The 24386-nt window shown below is 56.8% G+C and carries 27 protein-coding genes and 1 pseudogene; 1 reads left to right on the plus strand and 27 read right to left on the minus strand.

All coding sequences use genetic code 11. The features are described from left to right. From NWP14_RS27530 to NWP14_RS27625, 20 genes and pseudogenes are all read right to left on the minus strand, one after another. Window positions 1-1840, minus strand: a pseudogene (locus NWP14_RS27530) (hypothetical protein); the annotation flags it as partial. A 4-nt stretch (window positions 1841-1844) separates the two neighbouring features. Continuing rightward, window positions 1845-2642: a hypothetical protein gene (locus tag NWP14_RS27535; protein WP_375216278.1), complete on the minus strand. Its 798-nt coding sequence runs from the start codon at window positions 2640-2642 to the stop codon at window positions 1845-1847. Then, window positions 2639-4936, minus strand: coding sequence for a hypothetical protein (locus tag NWP14_RS27540; RefSeq protein ID WP_375216279.1), 2298 nt, complete (start codon window positions 4934-4936; stop codon window positions 2639-2641). Before NWP14_RS27540 ends, NWP14_RS27535 begins: the two co-directional genes overlap by 4 nt. Beyond that, window positions 4926-5141: a hypothetical protein gene (locus tag NWP14_RS27545; protein WP_375216280.1), complete on the minus strand. Its 216-nt coding sequence runs from the start codon at window positions 5139-5141 to the stop codon at window positions 4926-4928. The genes NWP14_RS27540 and NWP14_RS27545 overlap by 11 nt, the downstream gene beginning before the upstream one ends. A 9-nt stretch (window positions 5142-5150) precedes the next feature. Then, window positions 5151-5384 carry a hypothetical protein gene (locus NWP14_RS27550; RefSeq protein ID WP_375216281.1) on the minus strand — a complete coding sequence of 78 codons (234 nt, stop codon included), beginning with the start codon at window positions 5382-5384 and terminating at the stop codon, window positions 5151-5153. A 9-nt stretch (window positions 5385-5393) separates the two neighbouring features. Next, complete coding sequence (locus tag NWP14_RS27555; RefSeq protein WP_375216282.1) at window positions 5394-6209, minus strand: phage BR0599 family protein; 816 nt, start codon at window positions 6207-6209, stop codon at window positions 5394-5396. Next, complete coding sequence (locus NWP14_RS27560; protein ID WP_375216283.1) at window positions 6196-7290, minus strand: hypothetical protein; 1095 nt, start codon at window positions 7288-7290, stop codon at window positions 6196-6198. The genes NWP14_RS27555 and NWP14_RS27560 overlap by 14 nt, the downstream gene beginning before the upstream one ends. A gap of 77 nt (window positions 7291-7367) precedes the next feature. Continuing rightward, window positions 7368-11084, minus strand: coding sequence for a tape measure protein (locus NWP14_RS27565; protein ID WP_375216284.1), 3717 nt, complete (start codon window positions 11082-11084; stop codon window positions 7368-7370). A gap of 206 nt (window positions 11085-11290) precedes the next feature. Next, window positions 11291-11764 carry a DUF6631 family protein gene (locus tag NWP14_RS27570; RefSeq protein ID WP_375216285.1) on the minus strand — a complete coding sequence of 158 codons (474 nt, stop codon included), beginning with the start codon at window positions 11762-11764 and terminating at the stop codon, window positions 11291-11293. Further along, complete coding sequence (locus tag NWP14_RS27575) at window positions 11764-12513, minus strand: hypothetical protein (protein WP_375216286.1); 750 nt, start codon at window positions 12511-12513, stop codon at window positions 11764-11766. The genes NWP14_RS27570 and NWP14_RS27575 overlap by 1 nt, the downstream gene beginning before the upstream one ends. Continuing rightward, on the minus strand, window positions 12513-12710 hold the full coding sequence (locus tag NWP14_RS27580; protein ID WP_375216287.1) for a hypothetical protein: 198 nt from the start codon (window positions 12708-12710) through the stop codon (window positions 12513-12515). Before NWP14_RS27580 ends, NWP14_RS27575 begins: the two co-directional genes overlap by 1 nt. Next, the gene (locus NWP14_RS27585) at window positions 12707-13174 is read right to left on the minus strand and encodes a hypothetical protein (RefSeq protein WP_375216288.1); all 468 of its coding nucleotides are present in this window, start codon (window positions 13172-13174) and stop codon (window positions 12707-12709) included. The genes NWP14_RS27580 and NWP14_RS27585 overlap by 4 nt, the downstream gene beginning before the upstream one ends. After that, complete coding sequence (locus NWP14_RS27590) at window positions 13168-13590, minus strand: gp436 family protein (RefSeq protein WP_375216289.1); 423 nt, start codon at window positions 13588-13590, stop codon at window positions 13168-13170. Before NWP14_RS27590 ends, NWP14_RS27585 begins: the two co-directional genes overlap by 7 nt. Before the next feature lie 2 nt (window positions 13591-13592). Continuing rightward, the gene (locus NWP14_RS27595) at window positions 13593-14105 is read right to left on the minus strand and encodes a hypothetical protein (protein WP_375216290.1); all 513 of its coding nucleotides are present in this window, start codon (window positions 14103-14105) and stop codon (window positions 13593-13595) included. 49 nt (window positions 14106-14154) lie between these two features. Further along, a complete protein-coding gene (locus NWP14_RS27600) occupies window positions 14155-15081 on the minus strand; it encodes a Mu-like prophage major head subunit gpT family protein (RefSeq protein WP_375216291.1) in 927 nt (308 codons plus the stop codon). Next, window positions 15081-16220, minus strand: a complete 1140-nt coding sequence (locus NWP14_RS27605) for a phage protease (RefSeq protein ID WP_375216292.1) — start codon at window positions 16218-16220, stop codon at window positions 15081-15083. Before NWP14_RS27605 ends, NWP14_RS27600 begins: the two co-directional genes overlap by 1 nt. Before the next feature lie 206 nt (window positions 16221-16426). Continuing rightward, complete coding sequence (locus NWP14_RS27610) at window positions 16427-17017, minus strand: phage virion morphogenesis protein (RefSeq protein WP_375216293.1); 591 nt, start codon at window positions 17015-17017, stop codon at window positions 16427-16429. Then, window positions 17017-18252, minus strand: a complete 1236-nt coding sequence (locus tag NWP14_RS27615) for a phage minor head protein (protein WP_375216294.1) — start codon at window positions 18250-18252, stop codon at window positions 17017-17019. The genes NWP14_RS27610 and NWP14_RS27615 overlap by 1 nt, the downstream gene beginning before the upstream one ends. Beyond that, the gene (locus NWP14_RS27620; protein ID WP_375216295.1) at window positions 18252-19754 is read right to left on the minus strand and encodes a DUF935 domain-containing protein; all 1503 of its coding nucleotides are present in this window, start codon (window positions 19752-19754) and stop codon (window positions 18252-18254) included. The genes NWP14_RS27615 and NWP14_RS27620 overlap by 1 nt, the downstream gene beginning before the upstream one ends. 5 nt (window positions 19755-19759) lie before the next feature. Continuing rightward, complete coding sequence (locus NWP14_RS27625) at window positions 19760-21544, minus strand: hypothetical protein (RefSeq protein ID WP_375216296.1); 1785 nt, start codon at window positions 21542-21544, stop codon at window positions 19760-19762. An 81-nt stretch (window positions 21545-21625) separates the two neighbouring features. On the opposite strand from NWP14_RS27625, the gene NWP14_RS27630 reads away from it, so the two are divergent. Further along, window positions 21626-21814 carry a hypothetical protein gene (locus tag NWP14_RS27630; RefSeq protein WP_375216297.1) on the plus strand — a complete coding sequence of 63 codons (189 nt, stop codon included), beginning with the start codon at window positions 21626-21628 and terminating at the stop codon, window positions 21812-21814. Between the two features lie 177 nt (window positions 21815-21991). Here the strand turns inward: NWP14_RS27630 and NWP14_RS27635 are convergent, their stop codons facing one another. The 7 genes from NWP14_RS27635 to NWP14_RS27665 all read right to left on the minus strand — a co-directional run. After that, entirely contained in the window at window positions 21992-22213 is a 222-nt protein-coding gene (locus tag NWP14_RS27635; RefSeq protein WP_375216298.1) for a hypothetical protein, read from the minus strand. 1 nt (window position 22214) lies between these two features. Beyond that, the gene (locus tag NWP14_RS27640) at window positions 22215-22718 is read right to left on the minus strand and encodes a DUF1804 family protein (RefSeq protein ID WP_375216299.1); all 504 of its coding nucleotides are present in this window, start codon (window positions 22716-22718) and stop codon (window positions 22215-22217) included. Next, the gene (locus tag NWP14_RS27645; RefSeq protein WP_375216300.1) at window positions 22718-22945 is read right to left on the minus strand and encodes a hypothetical protein; all 228 of its coding nucleotides are present in this window, start codon (window positions 22943-22945) and stop codon (window positions 22718-22720) included. The genes NWP14_RS27640 and NWP14_RS27645 overlap by 1 nt, the downstream gene beginning before the upstream one ends. A gap of 2 nt (window positions 22946-22947) precedes the next feature. After that, complete coding sequence (locus tag NWP14_RS27650; RefSeq protein ID WP_375216301.1) at window positions 22948-23196, minus strand: hypothetical protein; 249 nt, start codon at window positions 23194-23196, stop codon at window positions 22948-22950. After that, complete coding sequence (locus NWP14_RS27655; protein ID WP_375216302.1) at window positions 23193-23813, minus strand: hypothetical protein; 621 nt, start codon at window positions 23811-23813, stop codon at window positions 23193-23195. Before NWP14_RS27655 ends, NWP14_RS27650 begins: the two co-directional genes overlap by 4 nt. Then, window positions 23785-24066, minus strand: a complete 282-nt coding sequence (locus NWP14_RS27660; protein ID WP_375216303.1) for a hypothetical protein — start codon at window positions 24064-24066, stop codon at window positions 23785-23787. The genes NWP14_RS27655 and NWP14_RS27660 overlap by 29 nt, the downstream gene beginning before the upstream one ends. Further along, a partial coding sequence (locus NWP14_RS27665; protein ID WP_375216304.1) for a glycoside hydrolase family 19 protein occupies window positions 24054-24386 on the minus strand: 333 nt, incomplete at its 5' end. The genes NWP14_RS27665 and NWP14_RS27660, both read right to left, overlap by 13 nt.

The following is a 24386-nucleotide window of genomic DNA, read 5'->3' on the forward strand; positions in this document are numbered from 1 at the left end:
TCCAGTCCATACTCCACACTGATCCATCAGGATTGTAAGCCAGCGCGCGCAGGGTGTCGGCCATATGCCATAGCGCTGCCGAGGGTACCGGCTTGCCAGCCAGCAGGAAGGTTCGCAGCATCCATTCACTGCCAGACAGTGACGCCATTGTGTACCAACGCGACACGTCCTGTCCGTCAGCGACGCCGTGGTTTTCAACGAGGCGGGTCGGGTTAACGTTTGTCCCGTTCATCACGTCGCAGGGTGCCAGCCCGTTAATCGTCATCGTCTCGGCCAGGTCGTTTCTGTCACCCAGCGCCGCAATCTGCATCGTAATCAGCCGCTCGGCCCAGCGCTCGGCATTAGCGTTATCCGGGGCTACAATCAGCGCGCGGGCGAGGATAGCCAGATTCCAGGCGATTTCCTCTGATTTGGAGTCGCCTGTCGGGTAGTTATCTGTCACCTGCCCCCGGATGTCCGGGCGTGTCCACCGGTATTTTGGCGTGTACTTCACAAAGCGATTAGCCTCGTGCACCACCATTGCTGTGACTTTTGTTTTTTGGGCTGTCGTCAGGTGTGCGCCCATCAGGTCGCAGTGGCTGGACATATTACGCGCCAGCTCTGCCGCCTGTGAACCGAAAGTTACCGCCACATCTTCAGAGGCTTCGCTCCACGGCGGCGGCGGGCCTCCCCACCAACCACCGTTAGCCAGATGCGCACTGACCACTAAATCCAGCCCCTGAACAATCCATGAAACAGCGGTGTCGTAGCTGACGCCAATAAACGTTTCATCCCATGTGGCGTAACCGGCATCACACCAACTAATCCAGTGAACCACGGCGGCCAGCATCAGCGGATATTGCTCTATGCTGTCCATCGTGGAGCCGGTTGCCGGTAGCCCGGTTCCGCCAGCCAGCGGAACCCACGTCGGCACCCATGTAGACAGCATATATTTACAGGCACGCAGGGCGAGCGGTTCGACTGCCGCGCGCACGGCGGCGGGTAGAGGCGTGAGAACCATCTCCGGGCGCTGATTCACCGACTGTCGGGCGCGGCGATTGAGCGGGGGAAGATAGCTAAGGCGACCTGACTGGTCGACTTCCAGCAAAACAATGCCGGCTTTGACAATCGCGTGACCAGCAGGAACATCGGCGGGATTAAGCTGATAGACTGCCACGCCTTTGGCTGCGTATGCTGCAACGTTTTCATCAGCAGGAAGCCCGTCCTTCCCCTGAAGGGTACCGGGGAGGATTTCCCCGCTTTCCATGACTTTGCCCCATGCATAACTAACACCATCAGAGTATTCGTCAGTAGGTTTTACAACACCATCAGCTGACAGGGTCGTGCGTCCGGTTGGCGTCAACACTCCTGCATTATTGATGTACTCATTCGATAGTGTAGAAACAGCAGGATTTCTTACCCATAAAAAGGAGCCATCAAGAATATTGCCAACTTCAACATCATGCTGGGCAAGAGAAAGTTTTTCATATTCTCTGATACTATTAGTAATAGAACCCTGTCCAATTAATCCGGTAACATAAACAGCCACACCTGAGTTATTAAGGTAGTAGCGGAATGCAAGAATGTTACCTACACCTAGAGCAACGCGAAATATTTTCCCAGCAGGAGTATTAGCCAACCCTGCTATAGTTCCGTCTGGATCGGCTTCTGTTATGTAAAAGGTATACTCCTGTCCATCAGCTATTGATTCAGATAGTGCCTTCAAATACTGAGTTCGATTTGCAAGTTGAGTTGCTTGTTGATTGTCGGGCCCACCGGTTCCACCCAAAACGGGTGTATCCTTTTCTAATTGATAAATGGTGTTTTCCCATTTAACTTCTTCTGGCAGTGAGTTGGCCATCGTATTAACCTCGGTGTGTATGTACGCCATTGTAGATAATGGCCCCGTTGTGGGTGATGCCGCTCAGTTGTTCGAACATAACAACACGGCCCAGGCGGCCTAACAGCGGGTCTTCACTTCTGAAAATGTCATAAAGAATATTGGCGCTGGTCTCTAATCCGCTCAGCTCTGATTCATTATTCAATAAGGCCATGGTGGTGATGGGATCAAGTGTCACCCGGTATACTTCGACCAGAACAGGCCGGTTATTCTCGGCCAGGTTGATCCCCTCATAACGCAATGCGAACTCTTCCCCCTGATTAACGGATATCGGCAAGGATGCATTTCCGGGATGCTCGTAATTGACAACAACGGGTTGTATAGCCGGCGTTGTCAGAAAATTAATTACGCCCCATAATTTCTCAACCGTGTAATCAGTGCCTTCAGTTAAATTTTCCAGGCTGACGCCCCAGACGTTTTGATTGCTGAGGCTCATTCTGTCGCCGGCGACAATACCGGTTGGCAACGTATCCTGAGCCATCAGATTAGGGCCTTGCTCAAAATGATTAGCTCCCAGCAAAATACGCAAGTTCTCTGCCGAATATTCATGCCAGGTAGACGTGACCTTTCCGCCAATAGCTGTAATGTAACGTTGAGCCGTGACCAATTTTCCGCCCACTGATGCCTTGGTCTGTTTATCTTCAAACTCCAGCTCTAAATCCAGTGCGGAAACATCGCCCACCCAGCGCCAGGACAACGGCTGGCCCGCCGAATTTCGGCGAGCCAGAAAGAGTTTCCCTTGTCCATAATAAAAATCACTCATGCGCTTTCGCCTTCAGGCTCTTCCGGTGTTGGCTCTGGCTCTGGCGTGGGTTCAGGGACATAGTGGCCAGTCGGTAACGTAATGCGCCATTCATGCAGTGATTCAATATCGCCCCGGACAGCTTTAATAATGACGGTATGGATAGTATTGCTGGGGTCAGTGGCAGATGAATATGGCAAGGTTAGCGTTTCATCTACGGTGCTGGTCTCCCACACAATCTCTTGGTTATCTGCGCGTTCGATAGTAATCACATAACTCACCCCCGACTCTGGGCCTATGCTGTTTTCCAAATAATCAATGAGCCGGTCAGCCTGTAATTGCCTATCACGATGTGACCAGGTTAAAATATATTCGTTAGCCGCTTCTGCAGCGAGGGGATAGGGTTCGTCATTTAATTGAATGTTCGCCGGTAAATATGGTCGTGCCTGGCGTCCCTGAATGGTTAATTGCGTCACCGTCGCAGAGCTGGCCGCCAGCGTTTCCTTTGATGTGCGAGTCAATAATCTGACATCAACTGATTCACCTTCCAGATATTCCAGCCCGTCACTTTCAATCGCATCCCGGAAAAACCGTAGCCGGGCACCGCTGGCATGGCCGGCGGGTAATGTATCGCCACATGCCCGGCCAACGGTGATAATACCCGTAGCCAGGTCTGCCGCATCGATGCGGACAATCTCATCATCAATAATGGCCCCGGAACCGATTGCCGGCAGCGTGGTTAACGCGGCCGTAAATGTAGAATCAAAGCGGCCGGCAGCTTGGGTCAATGTGACGGCCGGCGTCCAGTCGCCAGACGTATCACCGCGCCAGTTAACCCCATCAGAGCGGGACTGCAGCACATAATTGATAGAGGTACTGCTGGGTGCGCTGGCCATCACGCCCAGATAGCCGGCGTCGGTATTGATGGCTGCCAGTTCGGCAGCGCCAACCGTGGCCGCCAGGACAACATACGGCAGCTCAATAAGCTGGCTATCAGTCACCGGCCGGGCCGTTTTATCCGGTGGCGTCCAGGTACTGCCCTGTGAGCCACTACTGTAGGATGTCGTCGGCATACCGAAAACATCTTGCACCGCTGTTATCTTCAGGCCGCCGGAGTCCTGCTCTTCTATCTTGCCAACACGCAACACCATGTTGGTGATGTTGCGGTCTGGTATCGTCACACGAAACAGACCGGCGGGCGTCAGCACACCGCCGCGCCGGTCAAACTGGATGACCAACCGGGTAAGTCCTGCCGCGCTGGTTTCCAGATCGCGCTGGGCAACCTTGGCCGCGAGGCCATGGGTGGGAATGGCTTTATATTCGACGCTATCGGATATCAAACCAACGGACTGTATCGCTCCCAGGTTTTGCGCCCGGACTTCGCCTTCACTGTTGGTCACCGGATCTCGGTATGTAACAACGATTTCATTTGGCGCAGAATCGGCGCTGGTGCTGTCATCGTCCTGCACGCCAACGATGCCGTTATCATAGGTGAACAACGGCAGCGAGTCGGGATCGTAGTCATCACGCAGCAGCTTTAACGTAAGTTTACCGGTACTTAAATCGCCATATTGGGCGGCACCGATATGGTCGAGAACTTGCTGCACAAATGTATCGAGGTCGTCCTGGCGGTTATAGCGAAAGCACAGCCCAAATTGTTCATCGTAGAGCCTATCGGCGGCGGCGCGATAGCTTTCAATGTCCAGGTCGTCGAGCATTGATAGCCCGCGTCCCCAGTCACGATTAGTGGCACACTCGACCAGGATATGCGCCGGATTCATCGCATGGATGGCTCGCAGGTTCGCTATCTGGTCGGCGGTCAGTTCTGACTCGTCATCAAGCTGTGCCTCGGTATTCTCCAGCAGGATCAGCGCCTTTTCTGGATACCAGACATTATTGCCATCCCATCCGCGCGTTGAACGGCGTACCCGGTATTTCCAGGGCTTGGGCGTCGCGCTGTAACAGCTGATCAAGCCGCTAAAGAACGTGGTCACCACTCCGCGAAAACCCGGCACCAGGCCCGTGAGCAACGTTAACAGCCTGGGTGTGGGCACCTGGTCAGGTTCGCCCATCATTACGTCCAGCATCCCCTGGACACCGCCTTCACCGCCGGTATCTTCCCCACCAAACAAATCAGGCTTGTTAATCGTCAATGTAGTATTGGTGGTTACCTGGCCAGGCGTGCCGGCGAATACGGTCTTCTCATCGGCGCTGATGGCGACGATCTCATTCACCGGGCCACGCCCCAGGCCCGCCTGAATATCCCAGTAATACTTATAACCAACGGTGGTCTTTGACGAGCTTTTACCGCCCATTGTCACCTCCGCCCACAGCCTGTTTGGCTTGCGCCAGGCGTACCACCTGGATGGCCAGCGCATCGCCGGTGGCCAGCAGCGTATCGGCATCAATACCGCCATCGCGGATAAAGGCTTTCAAGTCCAGGTTATAGCGGCTGAAAAATGCGCGCAGGCCAGGGGCACAGCCGCCACCGGCGCGAATGTCTTCCATCGTGATCAACATGCTGCCCCCTTATTTACGAATGGCTTCATAGCGGTAATTGCCGTAGGCCAGGACAAACCAGTCCTCTGACCAACAATCCCCAAAGAAAATGCACTGGGGCGTACCCTCATCAGGCTGGGGCATGTTCCAGTCATCTTCCGTCGCTGCCTCTGGCGTCGTGCTTTTCTGCTTCGGCGCCAGGGCCGTATTCAGCACATAAGAAGCGATGATCACAGCAACAAATTTCGCGACAGCCCACCACATAGCGTTACCTCAGAACAGTTTGATGATTTGGTACGGCGATTTGCCCGGCATATGCGGTTCGCCGCCGTAGTTCAGTACGTTGTTGAATTTGGTATTGCAGGTATCAATAGTGCGATCACAGCCAGGGAACAGCGTCACAACCTGGCCGACGTTGATCCCGACAGAACCCCCAAACAACCCCAACTGGTTGCCGTTCTGTGCCCGCAGGCCGCGCCGTTCTGTCACGCCATCGACGATCCACTCGACATAACCACCGGAAAACCAATCCCCCGGCAGTTCTGCCGGCAGGTTCACGGTGATGCTGACGCCATCAAGGGCCGTCACCACCAAACCACCTACGGCAAATTGTTCGGGTGCCATCTTGCAGTTGTGGTCATACAGCGAATAAGGGCAGGCGCGCCCCCAGGTCAACCGCAGGCCGCTGCGGGTGAAGGTGCTGGCCAGACTGGCAGTGATTAATTGCGTTCGGTCGATGGCTTCCCGTTTGACTTCGGTGATAGTGCCGATCCAAACCGTGCGGAATTCGCCCTGCGTATCGTCAACATGCCAGCGATGAATGCGGATGCGTACTGGACTGGACGGCGGTACGTTCCGGTACAGCATGGCTACCGGGTTATCTGCCGGCACGGTCACATCCAGACTGTCACCCGCACCTACCGTCAGACCGCCATCACTGATCGCCTGGTGCAGCCAGGTATTGCCGCCCAGGGAAATATCCTGATCGGCATTGGTATATCGAAAATATTGTGTATCCCCCCGGACAAACTCATAAAGCGTGACCGGCTGGCCGCTGGCCGTGGAATATTCAAAATCACTCCAGCTCATCGCGTAGCCCTCGAAACGTGGTGGAGACCTGGGCGAAACCGTCCGCATCGGTGGCATGCTCCCAGGTAATGTCATCGGTGTTTTGCCGGCACAGGGCCATCAGTGACACGTTGCTGATGGTGGCCACGTCCGGCACCACATCATCCAGCGCCAGCAGTTCATGATCGCCTTGCAGCGTGGCGGTGAGAATGCGGCGATAAATCCGGGTGCCGTCAGCCAGCTGCAGGCGCAAATCACGCCGACCGGGTACAACACCAAATTCACTAAAGCCGGCGACGGCCACCGCCAGGGTGCTGCCACTGGCGCCCACGGGAATAAAGTCACGCGCCTGGCTGGCCACCCAGATAGCGCGTTGCCGGCCCCGGAGGTGGTACAGCTGGCCGCGCAATCTGGCCTGGGCCGTTCGGCCAATCTCAGACCATACGTGCTGTTGCATGACAAAGGCGCGGCCGGCCGTGTCGGTGCGGTATGGGATGCCATATTCGTTATCCAGCTCCAACTGCAGGCGCTGGTATTCCGCTGTCAGGTCATCCACCCAATCCGCATCTTGTTCCAGTACCGGGTGCCCCCGATAAACGGTTGCGCTGTTTACCGGGGTATAGGGGTTGTGCGCGGCCAAACGGCAACGCAGTTGCACTCGCATCACGCTATCGCTATGGCGGGTAATTGCGGGGGTATCGGTGATAACAGCCGGCCGCAAGGGATAAATCAACGTGCCTTGAGGCCAGGCGGATACAGGGGTAGTGACCGTCACGCCATCTGCCGCGATAGCCTGAATCTGTGCTACGGCCATGGTCGCCATCATGCCGAACCCCCATTTCAGCAGCAGATTGTCACCTACAACGAAATCCCGGCCCTCGGTGGATACAGGGATAACCAGGCTACCGGCCGCCAATGAGGTAGCCAGCACGGCGACATCGGGGAATATAGGCATATCCCAGGTAGCGCTGCCGGCATGAAACAGTTGGGTTTCCAGGGCGCGGGCGTCGGCTGCGCCAGCCTGGACAGTAAACTCATAGGTTCGACGCGGTGACAGGCGCCGGGCAATGCGCTGCTCGGCGCCTGATGGCGAGATCAACACATCCGTCAACCAGGATAACGTCTCACTGATCCCCTCCGTCCAATCCGGCTCCATCAACCAGGTGATGCGCTCAGCCATTATTTCACCCCCAGGATTTGCTTCATGGTGGCCGAATTGCTTTTAACCCACGTCATCATGACGCGGCTACCCGGCGCGCTTTTCACTGCTTTATCCAGGATTTCGTTGGGATCGAGCACTAAATATTGCTGCAACGTAGGCGCTGCGCTGCCGCCGTTCTGGCTGTCTGAATCATCGGTGTTGACGGATTGATTGACATTGGCCGCCCGCGTAAAACCGGGGTCTGAAACCAGGCCGCCATCAGCGAACGCGCCCAACCGCCCCTGGTTGAGCGCATGCAGAAAGTCCACGCCATAATGGTTAACCGCCGCCGCTTTCACCACAAATTCACCGTTAGACAGGCGCGCGGCGATGCTGTCAGAGGTGGGCGAACCAGGGCCGGTGATGTGGCCACCATCGGCCGCCGCAACGGATGCGGCGGCACCGATGCCGGAACTGGCGCTACTGGCTGCACTGGCTGAACTGATCGCCGAGGCCAATGTGGCGGCGCCCGTGGTAAAGGCGGTACTCAATGCGGTGCTCAACGCTGTGATGCCGGTAGTGAATGCCGTGGTGAATCCCGTGCTCAACGCGGTACCGCCGGCAGTGATTGAGGTGCCGATGGCTGTAGCACCGGCAGTGGATGCCGTGGTGATCGCTGTCGCGTAGGTGGTCGCACCGGCCGCATCCGTTGCCGTATCGGTGGCGGCGCCGACGGCTGAGCCGGTAGCGCTGCTGGCGGCACTGGCGCCGATACCCAACAATCCCTTGATGCCGTCAGCGGCAGAGTCCAGCCCCTCCATCGCCATGCCGGCCAGATTACGCGAGGCGACCTGCACCATGGCGCTGGCCACGGATTTGGCCAGGTTGAGAACGGCATCACTGAGGTTTAACGTGCCATCGGCCAGCCCGTTCAGCGTGCTCTCCATCCCATCCTGCAGACCATCCCGGAATGCGGCCGTCAGGCTGTCAGTGGTGGACTTCAGCGTTAACAGCTCGTTTTCCAGGGAAGACAGCAACTCGCGCATCTGATCGCCGGCTTCACCTGGCAACGTGGCCATTTGGCGCAATTGCGGCAGGTACTCGGTAATTTTGTTGCCGACTTCCTGATGCAATGCGACCAACTGACGCCGCCCCTGCAGTTCGGAAATGAGTCCCGCCTGCACCTGGGCCTGAATACTGGATTCTTTCTGGCTACGGTATGTCTGCAGATCGTCCAGGTTCTTTTTCAGCGCATCCGCGCGCACCTTGGCCTCTTGAACCGGCAGCAACTTATTCAGCCAGGCCAGCCCCTCGGTATTGCCGGACTGGGTAAACTCTTTGCGCATTTCGGCAATATTGGCGCGCACCTCAGCCAGACCACCGCCCAGCACGTCCCCGGTCGCTTTCAGATATTGCGCCTGCAGTTGAGCATTCTTGGTGGCGTTGGCGTCGGATTTTTCCTTTTGTTCGCCGGCGGCGATGACCGCCAACGCCGCTTCTGCACGGGCTTTCAATGCACCGGACAAACCTTTTTCCGCCAGCTCATAGGCTGAAACTTGCGCCTTGGTTTTACCAACGGCAAGAGCTTGTTTTTCCAGACCTTTAACGTAAGTCTCATTGGCGGACGCGGCCGATTTTGCCGAGCGCGCGGCCGCTTCGGATTGCCGTTTATTCTCTTTGGCCTGGTCTGTCTGTTTTTGCAGATTGATGAGTTTTTCCAGGCTTTCCCGCAATTTGTCGATATCTGCCGGCGCCTGGCCCGCTGCCAGTGCGGCCGCTATGGTTTTGTCGCGCAACTGTTCCAGTTGTTGCACGGCCGTCATGGTGGCATCCGCCAGCTCTTTTTCCAGCTTGGGTTTGAGCTTGTCGGCTTCGGCGCTCAGTTGGGCAAAGGCTTCCTCACTGGCGGCCATTTGCGCCACGGCCTCATCCATCCAGCGTATCGGGCCGGCGTTTTGTAGTTCGGTCAGCACATCCCGCAGGGTTTTACCGCTGGCGGTTGGGGCATCCAGCGCCCGCGCCAGGCGGTTTTCCAATTCGTCGGAGAGTTTGCCCTGGGCATCGGTCAGGTTATCGAACTTGGGTGTCAGCTCGTCGATCTGCTTCTGCACATCCTCCAGTTTGTTGGCCAGGTAAACGATGCCCAAACCACTGGGGGCCGGGCTGCTCATCAAGCCATCAATCTGCTGTTTCAGCATGGCAGCCTGGCTCTGCAGCTCGCTGAGCTTTTTACTGTCTTCGGTCAATACGCCGGCATTACTGCGCTGTTGGGTCAGCGCGTCGCCGGTACTGACGGATGATTTAAGGCGCCCCTGGGCATCTATCAGCGCCTCGGTTTTCTGGCGCTGATCTTCCAGGGTCTGGATTGTCTGCTGATGTTGCTGCGCCAGTGCGGCCTCATGTTCCTGGTTAGAGGCATACGCCGCACTCAACCCGCCAACGGCCAGGGTAACCCCGGTAATGGCCAGGCCCATCGGCCCACCCAGCAGACTCATCAGGCCCGTACCCAACCGGCCAAAGGTGGAGGCGGAAGCGCGTGCCACGCCCAGCGCTTTCTCTGCTGCAGTTTGGCGTACCAGGGCGGCAGTAACCGCATCTTCCGCTTTGGCGCGCGCGCCTGGCGTCGTGATACCGGAAACCTTGGCGCGTGCTGCCTGAGCTTGAGCCGCCGCCATTGCTGCCTTGGCTTCAGCGTATTCAGCTTCAGCCAATTGCAAGGTTTCTACTCTGTCGGCGCGCGCTGCCGCAGTAGCCGCCACAAGCGCGGCGACCTTGCGGCCGCCCATTACTACCGCCAGGGCAACGGCCGCCGCAGTCAGAGTTGACAAGTTGCTGGCCAGGCCGGAAATGACCGCTGCGATAGCCCTGGTCGCTCCCAATGCATCGTTAGTGCCGCCAACGAATTCAACCCATGCGTTGGCCATTTCGGTAGTAGCACGGCCGATAGTCAGCGGCATCTGGGAAAATTCACGATCTACATCGCTGGCACCGTCTTTCAGTGCCTTGAAGACTACCTGTGTGGTCAGCATGCCCTGTTCGGCCATCGCCCGCAGCTCGCCACGGGTCTTACCCAGCGACTTCTCCAACATCTCCAGAATACGCGGCATCTGTTCGGATACTGAGTTAAACTCTTCCCCGCGTAACGTACCAGATGCCAGCCCTTGGCTAAGCTGGATGATGGCGTTCGTGGACTCATCCGCAGTCGCGCCTGAGACGATCGCCGCTTTGTTGATGGTGCTGGTCACCTGCAACAATTCAGTCTGGGTGGCGCTGCCTTTAAGCGAACGAGCCATACGGGTATACAGCTCTGCAGTTGAGGCGATGCGCTGACCAGTTTCGTTAGCCAAACCGATGACCGATTTAAAGGTCGTGGCCGCCTGTTCGTTCGAGGTTGATACCAGGCGAATGCGAGCCGCCAGGTTGGTGTATTCATCGGAAGTGCTGGCCAGGTTGGAAATCAGACCACCCCCCAGAGCCACACCGATGGCGGCGGTCAAGGGTTTAAGGCGTAAAAGCTGATTATTGATGCCGTCAATATTTGCTGATGTTTTATCTAGCCTTTTATTCGTGGAATCAGCCGCATTACCAATACTGCCCACCCCTGATGCGGCGGCATTACCCGATTGAGCCAGCCGGGTGCCGCTCTGGCTGGCGCCGCCCAGGGATTCTTCCAACTGCTTGAGCGATGCCTGGGCGTTCTTTAAATCCGCCTGGATACGCAGGCGCAATTCCAGGTTGCCGTTTCCGCTTGCCATGCTTTACCACCGTAGGGATATTGATAAAACCCCGCCAGGGCCAGCGGGGTAGTAATAAGGAGGGAATTAACGTCGCTTTAATGCCTGTTTGAATTTGTCGATATAGCCCTTTAACGTTTTCCCCCCTGCAAAACTGGCGTTACCGTCCAGGGTGTAATGCATTCGCTCCGTCAGTTCCCGCCGCTGAGCATGTTCATGAAACAGCTTCAACTGGCGGGCGGTATAGTTTCGGAGGTCGCCGAACCGGTGGCCGTGGTCGATGAGGCAACTGAAGATCCCGCCCCAGTCGGCAGGTTGTTTATCAGCCGCACCATTTTTTCCAGCTCCGGCCGGATGGCGTTCCGGGTAAAAAAACTGGCGTTCACTCCCCACCAGGTCAGCAACAACGTTTCGCTATCGTCGCCAACCAGCCCAGATACCCACTCGACGGAACGATCACAGGAAATGGCAACAGCCAGCACTACCGCATCCCATCGCTCGGCCAACACGTCATACAGCGCTTCAATCGAAATTTCCGCGTTTTGCGCACCGTTCATGGCCTGGGTGAGCCCTTCACTGATGGTTTTCAACGGTTTTCGATGTTGTAGCTGCTCTGCCAGTGTATATTCATGCACGGTGACCTGGACGCCATTGATCCGCAGCGTCCGGTCAGGCATTAACACATCCAGCTCGTTAACCATCAGACGCTACCCACGTGGATCACTTGCCCATATCGGCCAAACTGCGCATCTTCAGCGCGTTCCGTATCCAGCAGGACGGCGGCGGTGGTTTCGAGGCCCGGCAGTGAGGTATCCGTGTTGATCAGGCTCAGCGCCGCCACCGGGTCAAACTGCACCTTGTACAGCTCGACAACAACCGGCGCGCCGTTCTCTGCCAGGTTGATACCTTCATATCGCAGGAACAGATCAACGGGCGTGCTGGTAAACATCGAGGTGTTGATGCTGCTGGCATGTGTATAGTTGACGCTGAGCGGCTGATTGGCCGGCGCGGTCAGAAACTCGATTGCACCAAACTTGGCATCTACGGTGTAATCGGTTCCCGCAATCAACCCGGCAATTTCCACCGCGCTGATATTTTGATGCGCCAATGCAAAACGATCACCGGCGGCAATCCCAGCAGGCAACGTTTCGCCTGTAATCGTCCCGGCAGCGATGACCACTTGTTCGCCATACAGCAAAACAGCCAGGTTTTCCGGCGAATAGGAGTACCAGGTGGAGGTAACCGTACCGTCCTTACTGGTGCTAATGCGGCGAACCGGGGCACGTTGGGTGCTGTAGGATTCCTTGTGCGTGAATGATTCGCTGGTCAGTGCCACTTCCAGCGCATCAACATCCCCGATCCAGCGCATAGCCAGTGCCTGGCCCTGAGCATTGCGGCGAGCCAGGAACACTTTGCCCTGGCCGTAGTAATAAGTTTCTGGCGTCGTCATTATTCCTGTACCTCAGTCGGTGGGTTATCGGTCGCAGCTGCGCCGCCCTCGGTTTTACTCTTGCGGGTTGAGCCCGCCGTTTTTGCCCCGGCGTGCTCAACGAGCCACTGGGCTGTAGCCTCATCGACCTCAATGATCGCGCCGGCATCAAGCGCTTTGCCGCCGTGGGTATGAGGGCCGGTAAGTTCAACTTTCATCGATAGCCTCCAATTGCGGCTGGTATGGGTGCCTGAAACACCATGGGGTAATAGCCGTAGCCGTTCTCATACTGTGCCGGCAATGACTGGTTACTGCGGGTGATGGCGCGGCAAATATTGGACTCAGGGCGCCAACCGGCCAATGCATCCACAACCTGCTTGATCAACGGGCCGGCCTCACTGCTGATATCAGCGCCCAGACCGCGACCATCGGCGAAATAAACGCAAATCACGACGGCCCACAGCTGGGTAACAAACTGCAATTTACCCAGGCTACCGCCCGTGGCCGCCGGTGCCGTATTGATGCTATCCCCCAGATACATCACGTACGCCATCGGGCATACGGGGTTGTCATCATTCATTTGCGCCAGGCCGGCAACGCCGGTGACTTCAACGAACGCCGGCACCTGTTCACGTAATCGGGCGATCAACAATGGCTCTAGAAACAAATAATCGGTCACCACAGCCCATCCCTCCGGAACATGTTCCGACCAGGCACGAACACCACGGATTCATCCGGCTCCAGTACCGCCCCGGCATTGTCCAGGCCCAGAGACAGCCGCCCGGAGGCGACCTTCTCCAACTGGCGAATGCGCTGGTTATAGCGGGCGACAACCGGCGAATCGTCCCTGGGGTTCTGGTACAGGTAATAGCGGGTGATATCGCTGGCGATACGCCGCAGGGTATCCGGCACGCTGGGGAGTGGCAGCAGACCGCGCCCCTCCAGATACATGTTGATTTCCGCATCCGCATCCCCGATCGCTTTCTCCACCACAGCCGGGTCAATTTGCCCCGTAGCCGGGCGGCTGCGGTCAGTGATGCGGATGATCTCCTGCTCACCGAAATCGTTTATCAAATCATCCAGCGTGCAGTACCCCATGATTACTCCTCAGCCGGGGTGTACGGCTTGATGCGCAAAAAGGGATCGCTTTTGATTTTCTTGATCTGCTCATCGCTGAGCGTTGAGAAATCAAAAGGTTTCGGCGATGTTGAAAACACGATGCCGGCACGAGTACGCTGGCCGCTCGGCGAGCTGGTCACCTGGACAGTGAACCAGGCCGAGACAACACCATCAGCGCTGGTAACGACGCCATCACCCGCAGCGCTATCAGCGCTGGCAACCGCGCTATCACCTGCAACGCTATCAGCGCCGGCAACCGTGCCATCACTTGCAACGCTATCAGCGCCGGCAACCGTGCCATCACTTGCAGCGCTATCAGCGCCGACAACCGCGCCATCACCTGCAACGCTATCAGCGCCGGCAACCGTGCCATCACTTGCAGCACTATCAGAGCCGGCAACCGCGCCATCACCTGCAGCGCTATCAGCGCCGGTAAGGTCATCTTTCTTCACAAACACCTCAGCCGGTTTGGTTGATTTGTCTTTTGTAGCCATCACAATATTCTCCGGTTACGCCCCAGAAGGGCGTAACGTGGTTAGCGGCTTAGTTCAGCCAAGCGGTATCCAAGATGTCGGACAGCTTGTAGTTCGGGTTGTCTTCGCCGCCGTTAATGGTGGCGACACCCACGATCTTGCGTGCCGCTTCAGCCAGATTTGGCGGAACAACCAACAGATTGCCCTTGATGTTCAACGGACGCCCGCCATCCGCCTGCATGTTGCGCAGCAACGTGTAGGCTTCCTGATAGTTGTCCGCATTCAGCGGTTTGGTTGATTTGACGCAGAACTGCCAGAAGCCGAATCCCACGCTGGAACGAGCACGAACGCCATACAGATACTCGTCATTCATAAAGACGTAATCGCTGTTGTCGTCACTGGTTTTAGCCTTTAGATCAGGCTTGATACGTTCCTGGAAAATCAGCGGCTTCAGTGCACGGGTGGTACACATCAGATACCACGGGGCCGGGCTGGCTGTTTCACCTTCGGCCGGGGTCAGCAGGTTGCTGACTGGGGTGATCGTCCCGGTGCCGTCAACGTTCTGCGCTACCGGGTGCTCGGTATCAAAGAAGTTCTGGCCGTCATAGCACAGCGTGGATTCACCGGCTTTCAGCAATTCAAAGATATGCTCATCGGGATAGATACCGGCAGCGCGACCAGCTTCGGTCATGATCGGCAGATAAACGCCGATGCTGTCATCTTCAATCGCCGTGCGTGGCACGCCTACCGTGGCTTCATACAGCTTGTTGGTGATGGCGTAACCATCGGTTTTCATGTCTTTGATGATGCGAGCGCCAACCCATTCACGCATCTGCGGGAAGTGCCCCAACCAGGCGTAAATGTTGCTGGCCGTGGTGGACTTGATCACCGTGGCAATCTTGGTGTAGTCAGAGTCGGCCACTTTCAGGCCGTCCTGGAACGCCTTGTTAAAGCTGACAAACAGCGACTTCACCAATGCGGGAGTAATGATAGCCATTATTGAACTTCCTTCTTAGCAGCGGCGTATTCAGCCGGGGTCAAACCAGTTAACTGGGCAACTTCAAGCTCCGTTGCGGTTAACCCATGAGTTTCTCCGGTTGGTGGTTTCCCACCGGATTGCTGGATGGTAAGTGCAGCAATCGGCGCAGCCGCATCCAGGTAGGATCGCAATGAGGCAATGTCTTTTTTGCCCATATCACGCGCCCAGCTTTCCATTGATGGCAACAGCTTCCCGGACGACAGCGCTTCCGTGATCAGGTTGTCCAGGTCGCCACCGTCAACACGTTTCGTCAGCGCCGCCAACTGGGTCGTCAGGTCTGTTACTACTGAGATCGGCACGTACTTGGTGGGGTCTACGCCTTTTTCCTTCGCTGCGGCGGTGACGGCCACGGTGAGCGCATTGATTTTTTCATCCTTGGTTTGTACCTGCGCGCTAAGTGCGGTGAACATCTCCAACAGCTTGCTGAGGCTGGCCGAATCGGTATCATCGGCGTTTTCCTTGGGCATATTGCCGGCAGCCTGTTGCAGTGCAGCCAAAACATCGGCTTCACTGGCATCATCGGCTAGGCCCAGCAGCTTACGCAGCAGCTTTAACAGCTCTTCGTTCATTGTCTTCTCCGGGGAGTTTTGAGTTGATGCCTTCACGATGAGACGAGAGGCAGCCGCCAGGGCAACATGGCTCATGCCGTCCAGTGCGGGGTTGTTGGTGAGTGCGGCATTCAGAACCTGCAGCACGGCACCGGTTTTTTTGTCGTAGGCGAATACCGGGCTGATATAGCGATATTCTTCATCCGCGATCATCTTGCGGGCGCGTTCCGTCCACTCAACGTTTTGAGCAAACAGCCCCTTATCCGTCCATACGGTGTCAATACCGGCCCACCATCCGGCCGCCGGCGCTGGCAGCCCGTTTTGTTCGGTCAGCAGCGTTTGATGTTCGTAGTCGATAACGATTTTGTTTTTACGGGCCGACAGGTGCGCGATGACCTGCCGCGCCAGGCTTTCATCCAAAAGCCAATGGTCACAGTCGGTTGGGCGGCCATCCGTTGCGCGAAAATTTCCAGCCGGGAACAGTTGGATCACGTTTCCGGTTGGCGTCAGCTCAAAGGCCAGGGATGCGACAGCGATATTTCGTTTCATGCTGCCAATGTATCGGCATCAGTAAAACGGATTCAGGGGACGGGGTTCGTCATGCTACAGGGAGGGGGAAAAGCGCTGTTGGCATCATACAACAACGCAACCCCTTTTAGACTCTTTTTAAAAACCTTCAGGTGCTTTTAGCTTTTTTTTTGTGAGCCGTTACACCTCATCTGGCGAACGGCCCGTAAAATCGCGCTGAGGCGTTTTTAGCGGGATTGCATGAATGCATCGTTGAGTACGTTCATGACCGCTTCAAAGGCCGGTGGGGTAAGTTGGCTATTGTCGGTGACAGGCAGGAACGGACGCGGGCGGATCACAATGCTGTAATCGACGGCACGGGATACCGCCTGTTTGTGGCTACGCTTGGCAAATACCGCCAGATTAGCGTTTTTTTCTTGCCGTTTGAGGTTGCCCTGCTTATCGGTTCTCAACCGCACCTGGCCCTGGCGTTTGATGGTGCCCCCCAAATGCTGAATGGCGGCATATACCAGGTTAGATCCCAATTGCGCATAGTCATCGCCGGCGGCGGTCTGCACGGAACTGGCCAGCCGGCCGCTAACCTGCAGGATCTTGCCTGGCCAATGCCCGCTACGGCTACGGGCCCGTATGGTGCTGGGTTTCAGCGATGGCCAGCTATTTGCGGGGAAACCTTGCTGTTCAAACATTTTCATGCTTTGAGCGTGCAGGGTTTCGGCGATCTGCATCATGAGTGGACGGGGTTTGTCCACCACGTCCAGCAGCTGCTGCAGGCGCTTGTTCATCGCCTGGTTATCAATAGTGACTTTAATGTTGGCCATCAGCGAGCATCCTTAAGCACATCGCCCTGGCGAATAACGGCCGCCAAGGCGCTTTCAGCGACAGGAACGAACTGCTGCACCACCAGACCGGCATCCAGTGTTGCCTGCCACCATTGCCCCTCACTGAGCTGGCGAAACAGCTGCAGTTGCGTATCAGTGCGCACGGCCACGGTGGAGGATTCGATCACGGACTGCACGCCAACCCACTGCGCCTGTGTAGGCAGTGTTCCGGCACCGATCTGCGCGGCCAGTTGGTGCTCGGCCAGCCACGCTGTGCGCCCGGATGTGCCCAGGGTGGCCATCTCGCCGGCATCCAGCACGCCGGCCGCCAGTATCTCCCCGGAACGGTTAATTTGAGCGGCACTATTGAGCATTTGCGTTAGCTCCGGGCCAGCCAGGCCTGCCGCAACATAGGGCCGCGACAGCTCCACATCATACTTATCCAGGTTGGCTTTCCAGACCTCCCGCCCCGGATTGACATCAAAGCCCACATCCGGGAAGAACGTCACCGGTTCACCGTCCGGCCCACTGAAACGCACGCCGTTTACCGACGTAAAGACCGGCCGGCCGTTCTCATCCTCACCGGTCATCACTTGCTGGACAACTTCGCTGTCGGTACGCGAAATAACATAACCTGCCGCGATGGCCTCAGCGTAGGTCAACGCCTCGACACGGCAACGGCAGTTAAACCCATTTGGAGGAAAGATAAAGCGCCAGATGGGATCAAGATAATGAAATACACGGTTATGCAACCGGGCATGGCTGGGGCGGGTCTTTGCATCCATCACCGCGACATAGCGCCAATACGGGCGATTCTCGGCGTTCGCCAGCATCGACTCGTGTCGGGCGGACATATAGGCCGCCTGGGTATTGGTGCGATAAATGGTATTCAACCGGGCAGGATTGCCAAGCTGGCGGGTGGTGATTTCGCCGGTATCGGTATCAATATTTTCCTCGGTTCCCCACCATCCCTTTTTACGCAGCACCGGCTCCAGGTTCTTCACGAACCAGGCTGGCGTTTGCCCGCTGGCCAACCCTTCACGTAAACCGTTCACCAAATCCTGAGCAATATCCAGCCTGGCCAGATTGGCAAAACCAAAGGCGTGCGCATGATCGATCGCTTGCATATTGTCGGCATCGGTACGGATACGCAGCCCCTTATTCTCCAGGTAACGCAGCGCGGCTTCCGGCTTCATGCCGAACAGCGCGCTAATCTCGGCTTTTGATATTGGCATTATTGCCCCTCTTGTTGGGCATACAGCCCAATCAGGCGGGCGATGGTCTGCGTATCGCCCAAATTGGCCTGCATCAATGTGGGATCAAGCTGTGGGAAGGCATCAGCCAGCGCGCCTAACAGGGCCTGTTCGTCCATATCGGCAGACAATGCCGCCAGGGCCGGTTGCAGCATGGCAATCAAACCCTCCGCAGGTTTATTGCCGGTTAAAAGCGCCTTTAACGCCTCATCTATGCCGTTTTGAACGTCATCCGCGCCCGGTTTACGGGTCAGTGCGGCCGTTAACGCGGCTAATAATGGATTACAGTTGGGCGTGGCTTTTGCTGCAGCCGGCGCGGCCAGGCTAACGTGAATATTGCGGCTGGCGTCGGTTGATGCCGCTTCGGGCTCTGGCACATTAAACTTGATGCGGGGCGTGCGTCGTGGGTCGGCGTTCGCCCGGCGGTTGAGCACCAGTAATGGCCAGAACAGATCGCTGCGTAACGTCATCGCCAGTTGTTTGCCATCGGATACCAGCAAATCATGCCGCACCTCGTTGTGTACCACGCCCAGGGCGTTGGTGGAGGTCTTGCCATCGGCCTGGGAGGTCAACGTACCGCCCAAAATGGCCTTGGACATCGACTTTTCCGCCCATTCCGCCAGGGCCATAAACGGTTCATGCGAGCTGTTTGATGCCTGGTGCAGCGTAATTTCCATCTCTTTAGGAATAATGCCGCCGGCATAACGGCCTAATTCGGTTACAGCGCGCATCAGCTCCCGTTTTTCGGATTTGCCGACGCCTTCGGGATATTTACCGATGCGCAGCGGGATACCGTAGATCTCCAGCAGCTCAGCCAGGCTCTGAGTACCAAAATTACGGCAAACATACGGCCAGGAGAGTGTGCGCAACAGACCGGCGCGCGCCACATAACCGCTGCGGGACTTATGCCGGTGTTGTATCCAGCCAAATGCCTGCAGCGGTTCACCCAGACCATCATCACTGCGTAGCAGCAACTGGTTCTGGTCATCGCGTGCCAACTCGAACCAGGACGCCGGCCGGTGATTAAACGCTTTCGGGAACCATTCATGGCCGACCAGTTCCCACTCCAGCTCAATATTGCTAAATCCCTGGCCGATGGCGTCCAGCATGTCGATGATCAAATCCTCCCAACCGTCCTGCTCGGTAATGTATTCCGCCAGCCATGCGGCATCTGCCTGTTCGGCCGGGGTGGCGTTCGGGGGGGGCACAATCTCATGCTCAACGGTCAGCAGCGCCCGCTTGCGCTTTTGCATTTCGGCAAACAGATGGGCGTCGCGCTCTTCCATATCGGTAAACAGGTCTGCCTGGGCAGACAGATTGCCCAGCTCGGCCTCATTGAGAATGTGCTCCAGGCGTTGAGGCGTTAGCCGCTGGCTGGGGTGCTCGGCATACAGCCCGGCCAGCGCGGCCACATGCGAGGATTGCGGTTCCCGCAGCACCTCGCGGCGGATAGGGTTACCGTTAATATCGACAATTTGAGCCATTGTATTCACCATAAACCGCGACCGCCGTTATCCGGCTCGTCGTCGTCATCAAAAAAGAGATCACCGCGATAACTGGCGTCACGCTGGCGCTGTATCGGCTCCCAGGCAAACGCCCCCGCGCCACGGGATACCGCGATCATCCAAAGAATATGCAGGGCAGACAGCCCATCGTAGTGGTGCCCTGTTTGCGGTTCTGGCCAGGTTTCCAGCTCGGACAATAACAACGTCAACCCCGGATTAAACAAAATGGACGGGTTGAGCAGATCGTTGACGTACGGCTCCAGTGACTCCACGCGTACCTCCAGTGGCACCTTGGCCGTCACGCCAACCAACGGCAATGCCACGCCCTGGCGCAGCGCCGCCTTGATAAACGTCGAGCGTGAATGCTCGTAGGCGTTGTTGTTCTCAAAGCCGATGGCCAGACAATTAAATTGCCGCTGTACGGCAATTAAATCGGCCTCCAGCTTGGACGGTACGCGGCGTTTGATCTCCGCTTCCATCACATGCAGCCGGCTGCGCTGCTTGTCCCAGCCGCCCACCAGGATGGCGGACGGGTCGCTGGTTTCGCCTTTCCCCATTGACGGGTCGCAGGCACCAAACAGCAGCCATTCGCGCCAGCGCTGGGTAAAGAACTGGATGTTGATAAAGGTGCGGTCTTCGTCCGTTCGCGGGTCGCCCTGCATCTCTGTTGCAAATGCCTTGCCGTTCTTGGCGCGCTGGCGCATCAACCAATAGAGAGAACGCACCGCCGGCCATGAGGTGACCGCGCCATCATCCATTTGCACCTGGTGCGCCAGGTAAAACTTGTAGGACGGCAGTTTATCCTGGGGAAGATCAAGCCCCAGTTCGGCCGCCTGTTCCTCGGCGCGTTTATCGTCGTTGAGCATCTTTTCCTGGCACTGCTCCCATAAGTCCATATGGGTAGGCAAGGTCACAATCGCCCGGAAATGGTGAACCACATGGCCAATGGTGTGCTTAGCCCGGCTAATGGGGTCGTCTTTATTCAATACCGTACCCACGCCCAGGTATTTCACTGAACCATCCGGCGGGCCCAGGTACTCAATGGCCTTTGAGATCCAGTTCCAGCGGTTTTCTCGCTCGGTCGGGGATTTGGCCTCGGCATCGGTGATCAGGTCATCGCCCAGCAATAACTTCGGGCGGCTGGCGCCATGGAACGTACCACGGATAGCCTGCTCGGCGCCGAACGCTTCCACCTTAACGCCGGTGCGGGTCGTGAATTCGCCGATTTTCCATTGGGCGCTGCGGCCGCAGGCTTCTGGGAAATCCAGCATCAGCGCCGCATTCATGGTCAGCTCGGTTTTGACTACCTCCAGCAGCTTGGTGGGCAACTTGGTTTCAGCGCCTAACAAAATGATGTAGTCAATAAAGGCTGGCCGTTCCCCCGTGAGGCCCAGCGCCTCCCGGATTTCATCGCGCTGATGCAACCCCTGTACGGCGCACCAAACCGGGCCGATTTTGGTCAACAATGAGGATTTGGCCTCACCGCGCGGCGCAATCCACCATTCCACCGCGCCGCCCGGACGTTGCAACAACTGGGGATAACGGGTGCAAAAATGCGCATGGAACAGGGATTTTTCGCCCCGGATATGATGGGGAAAATAGGTATAGGCAAAAAATTCAAAGTCGCCGGACAATACGCGCCGCCGGCGTTCGCTGATGGCCTGCGGCGATGTGTCCAGCCCGGTACTGTGCGCCTGGATATCGGCCCGCAATGCGTGCTTGAGCATAGCCAGCTCTTTGATAAAGTCACGCCCGCTTAATTGGCTCATATTACCTCTGGTGGGTGAGGCTCCAAGAAGTGCTAAGATCCGTTTGCCACAACCTCACTTTTCACCCTCGGAGCCAGAACTATGTCTAAAACTGAACAAAATATTGAAATTGCCAAACTTGCGACTGAACTGATGAAAGCGGTAAAAACTTCATCATCTAACACACCTTATGCAGGGATATCTGACGATTTAAACGCGTATAACCCTCCGATGATTGAAGTGTTCGATGCGCTTTATGACCGGTTAAAAAAACAGCTTGCCGAGGACTGAGTGATGCACCTTGCAGCTCCTAGGGGGCTGCAAATCATCTGCATTACAAGCCACATAACATCGCTCTGAACAAGCAACATCATCTCTTCATCACTCATTTCTGAGCGGATTAAATCAACCACTTTACGCGCCAGTTCATCCTTTTCTTGTACGCCTTTTGCGAGGTTGTTTCTCTCGTTACCCATGGTTTACCTCTCGTTGCGTAGTATCGGCAGCGCTGGCCATATTCACTTCATCAGCCAGCTGTGCCAGGCGTGCATACGCTGTTTGGCCATAGCCTTGCTCGGCAAACACTACGCGGCCATCGTTCAGCAGCACCTTGATCTCACGATTGCAGTTGATATGCATATCCTCAATCGCGCTGTAAGCAACGTAATGATCGCTCGTCAGACGGATCATCCTACCCATAAATCCTCTCTATCTCTTTGCCGAACCCCTCCAGCAAATCGCCAAATGCCTGCAATTGCTGGGGGTGGTTGTCTTTGATATAGGCGGCCAGCAACTGGATCACCTCCAAGGCAACAGCCAGGCGGGATACCTCCGGCATCGCGCGCTTGCTGCTGGCCACCGCCTTGTTAAAGGCATCTGACAGGCTGGCCAACAACTTCACGCGGTCTTCCGGCTTGATATCCACATCGCCGTAAGCCAGCTTGTCCATGGTGGTTTTGAACTGCACCACCAGTCCGGTAAACATGGCCAACGTCAGCTCTTCCAGGCCGCCCCCGGCCATCATGCGTGCCCCGCGCAGCGTCTCCCAATCGTCGCCGGCCGCTTTGCTGTCATTCTTCCAGCGCTGCGCTGTCCCGTAGGAAACCCCACATTGGACAGCGGCCACTTCCAGGGAAAGGCCGTCGAACACGTAAGCCCGGCGCAAGCGGTCGCGCGTCTCTGGCGGGTATGCCATCAGCCAACCCCCAGTTTTGCCTTGATTAACATGATGGCGGTGTACACCATGCCGCCGGATACCCCGCCGGAAATCGCCCCGGCGATGGCGCCCTGGCGAATGGCCGAGGCTTTAACCTCATCGAGATTGCCTTCCATGCGCGCAAGGCGTTGATTAATCTCCGACAGTAACGCCATTTCGGCTGACGTTGCCGGCCCCCTGCGGTAACGCGATGCGCGTCGGCCCATGGCTAAATCCTCTTATCCGCCTTGCGGTCTAGTTTTTGGTCGATGTGTTCAACGCTGCGTTTAACGTCCTTTAACAAGTCCAGCAACTGGTCATTGTTACGCTGTGCATCATCGCGGCGCTGATACTCGGTGCGGATGACCTGCAGGCCAATACGCAAATCTTTGATCTCGGCAAACAGATAACGGAACAGCCCGGCGAATAACGCCATCAGGATGCTGACGGCGATATTGAATGCCATTTCAACCGTCATTTTTCCTCCCTGTCATACCATTGATTTAACTTCTGTAACTGGGCCTCTAATTGCTGGCACCAGGCGCCATACCCGACGCCATGCTCGATGAGGCCACTGGGGGAGAGTCCGCCTGCGGCGCTGGGGGCTTCTCCGGCATGGCCAGCAGTTCCACCGGCGGCCTGGGGCACTGGGTTATCACAACCGGGATAGCCGAGGGCGGCGGTGTAGAGACACAACCCGCGAGGGCCAATGCCGGTAAAACCAACATCACTATTAACCGCATCATGAATCGCCTCTTTCAGTTGTTTCTCTGTGGTCTGCAGGCGCCGTTTGGTTTGCTGCAACTCCAGGGCCAGCCGGTCGGCCGTTTGCTGGGCAGCCTGCCATTTGCGCATCGCATCAGCCATCGCCAGGGCCGATTGTTCTGCCTGTGCCTGGCGTTCGGTGGCTACCGTGGTGAGCCGGCCTTCCAGTTCACCAATCTTTTGAGTCGCGATGTCCAGTTTGTCCTGCTGCTGCGAGCGGCCGGAAACCTGCCCCAGTTGGTAGGCGGCCAGGCCAATGCCGAGCGCCAGCAAATAGGTAAAGAGATTGTTTTTAAGGTGGCTAAGGATCAGGCTGAGTGTTAGTTGCATCACTGGTCTCCAATTTCGCTTTATCACGCTTGATGGCAACGTATTTCGATGCCTGAGACTGGAAGACAAACGCCCCCAAATAGGCGGCTAAATGCCATTCTTCCAAATGACCGGTCACCGTAACCCAGACCAGGACAAAAGATGCTACAAGGAAGGCGCCCAGCACCATCGTATCGGACGTAGACAGCCGCCCGGTGCCCGGATTCGTCACCAGTTCACCCAAGCGGCAAAGGGCGTTCTTCAACGCACACATAGCACCGCCTCGGCAACTTTCAGGCGCGCCAGGCGATCATCCATCCCCAGCATTCCGCTATTGATGCGACGGGTGGCGCCCCTGAAATCACCTTTATCGATATAGCTGTTGAGGTTGTTGGCATACCAGAACCAGGCGGCGGCGCGTGCGCCAGGCGTAGGCTCCAGCAGCAAATCAGGTTGATCCAGCAAATCCAGGCCCAGGGCGATACCGGTTGCCCGGTAGTTGTTTTTAAACGTGGTCTGGATGGGGCCACGCCCACGATAGCGCCAGCCATCACCGGACGATTCCGGCCCGTTACCGCCCCGGTTGGCATACGC

Source organism: Klebsiella sp. C349492 (assembly GCF_042055345.1).
In the GTDB taxonomy this organism is placed as follows: domain Bacteria; phylum Pseudomonadota; class Gammaproteobacteria; order Enterobacterales; family Enterobacteriaceae; genus Klebsiella; species Klebsiella scottii.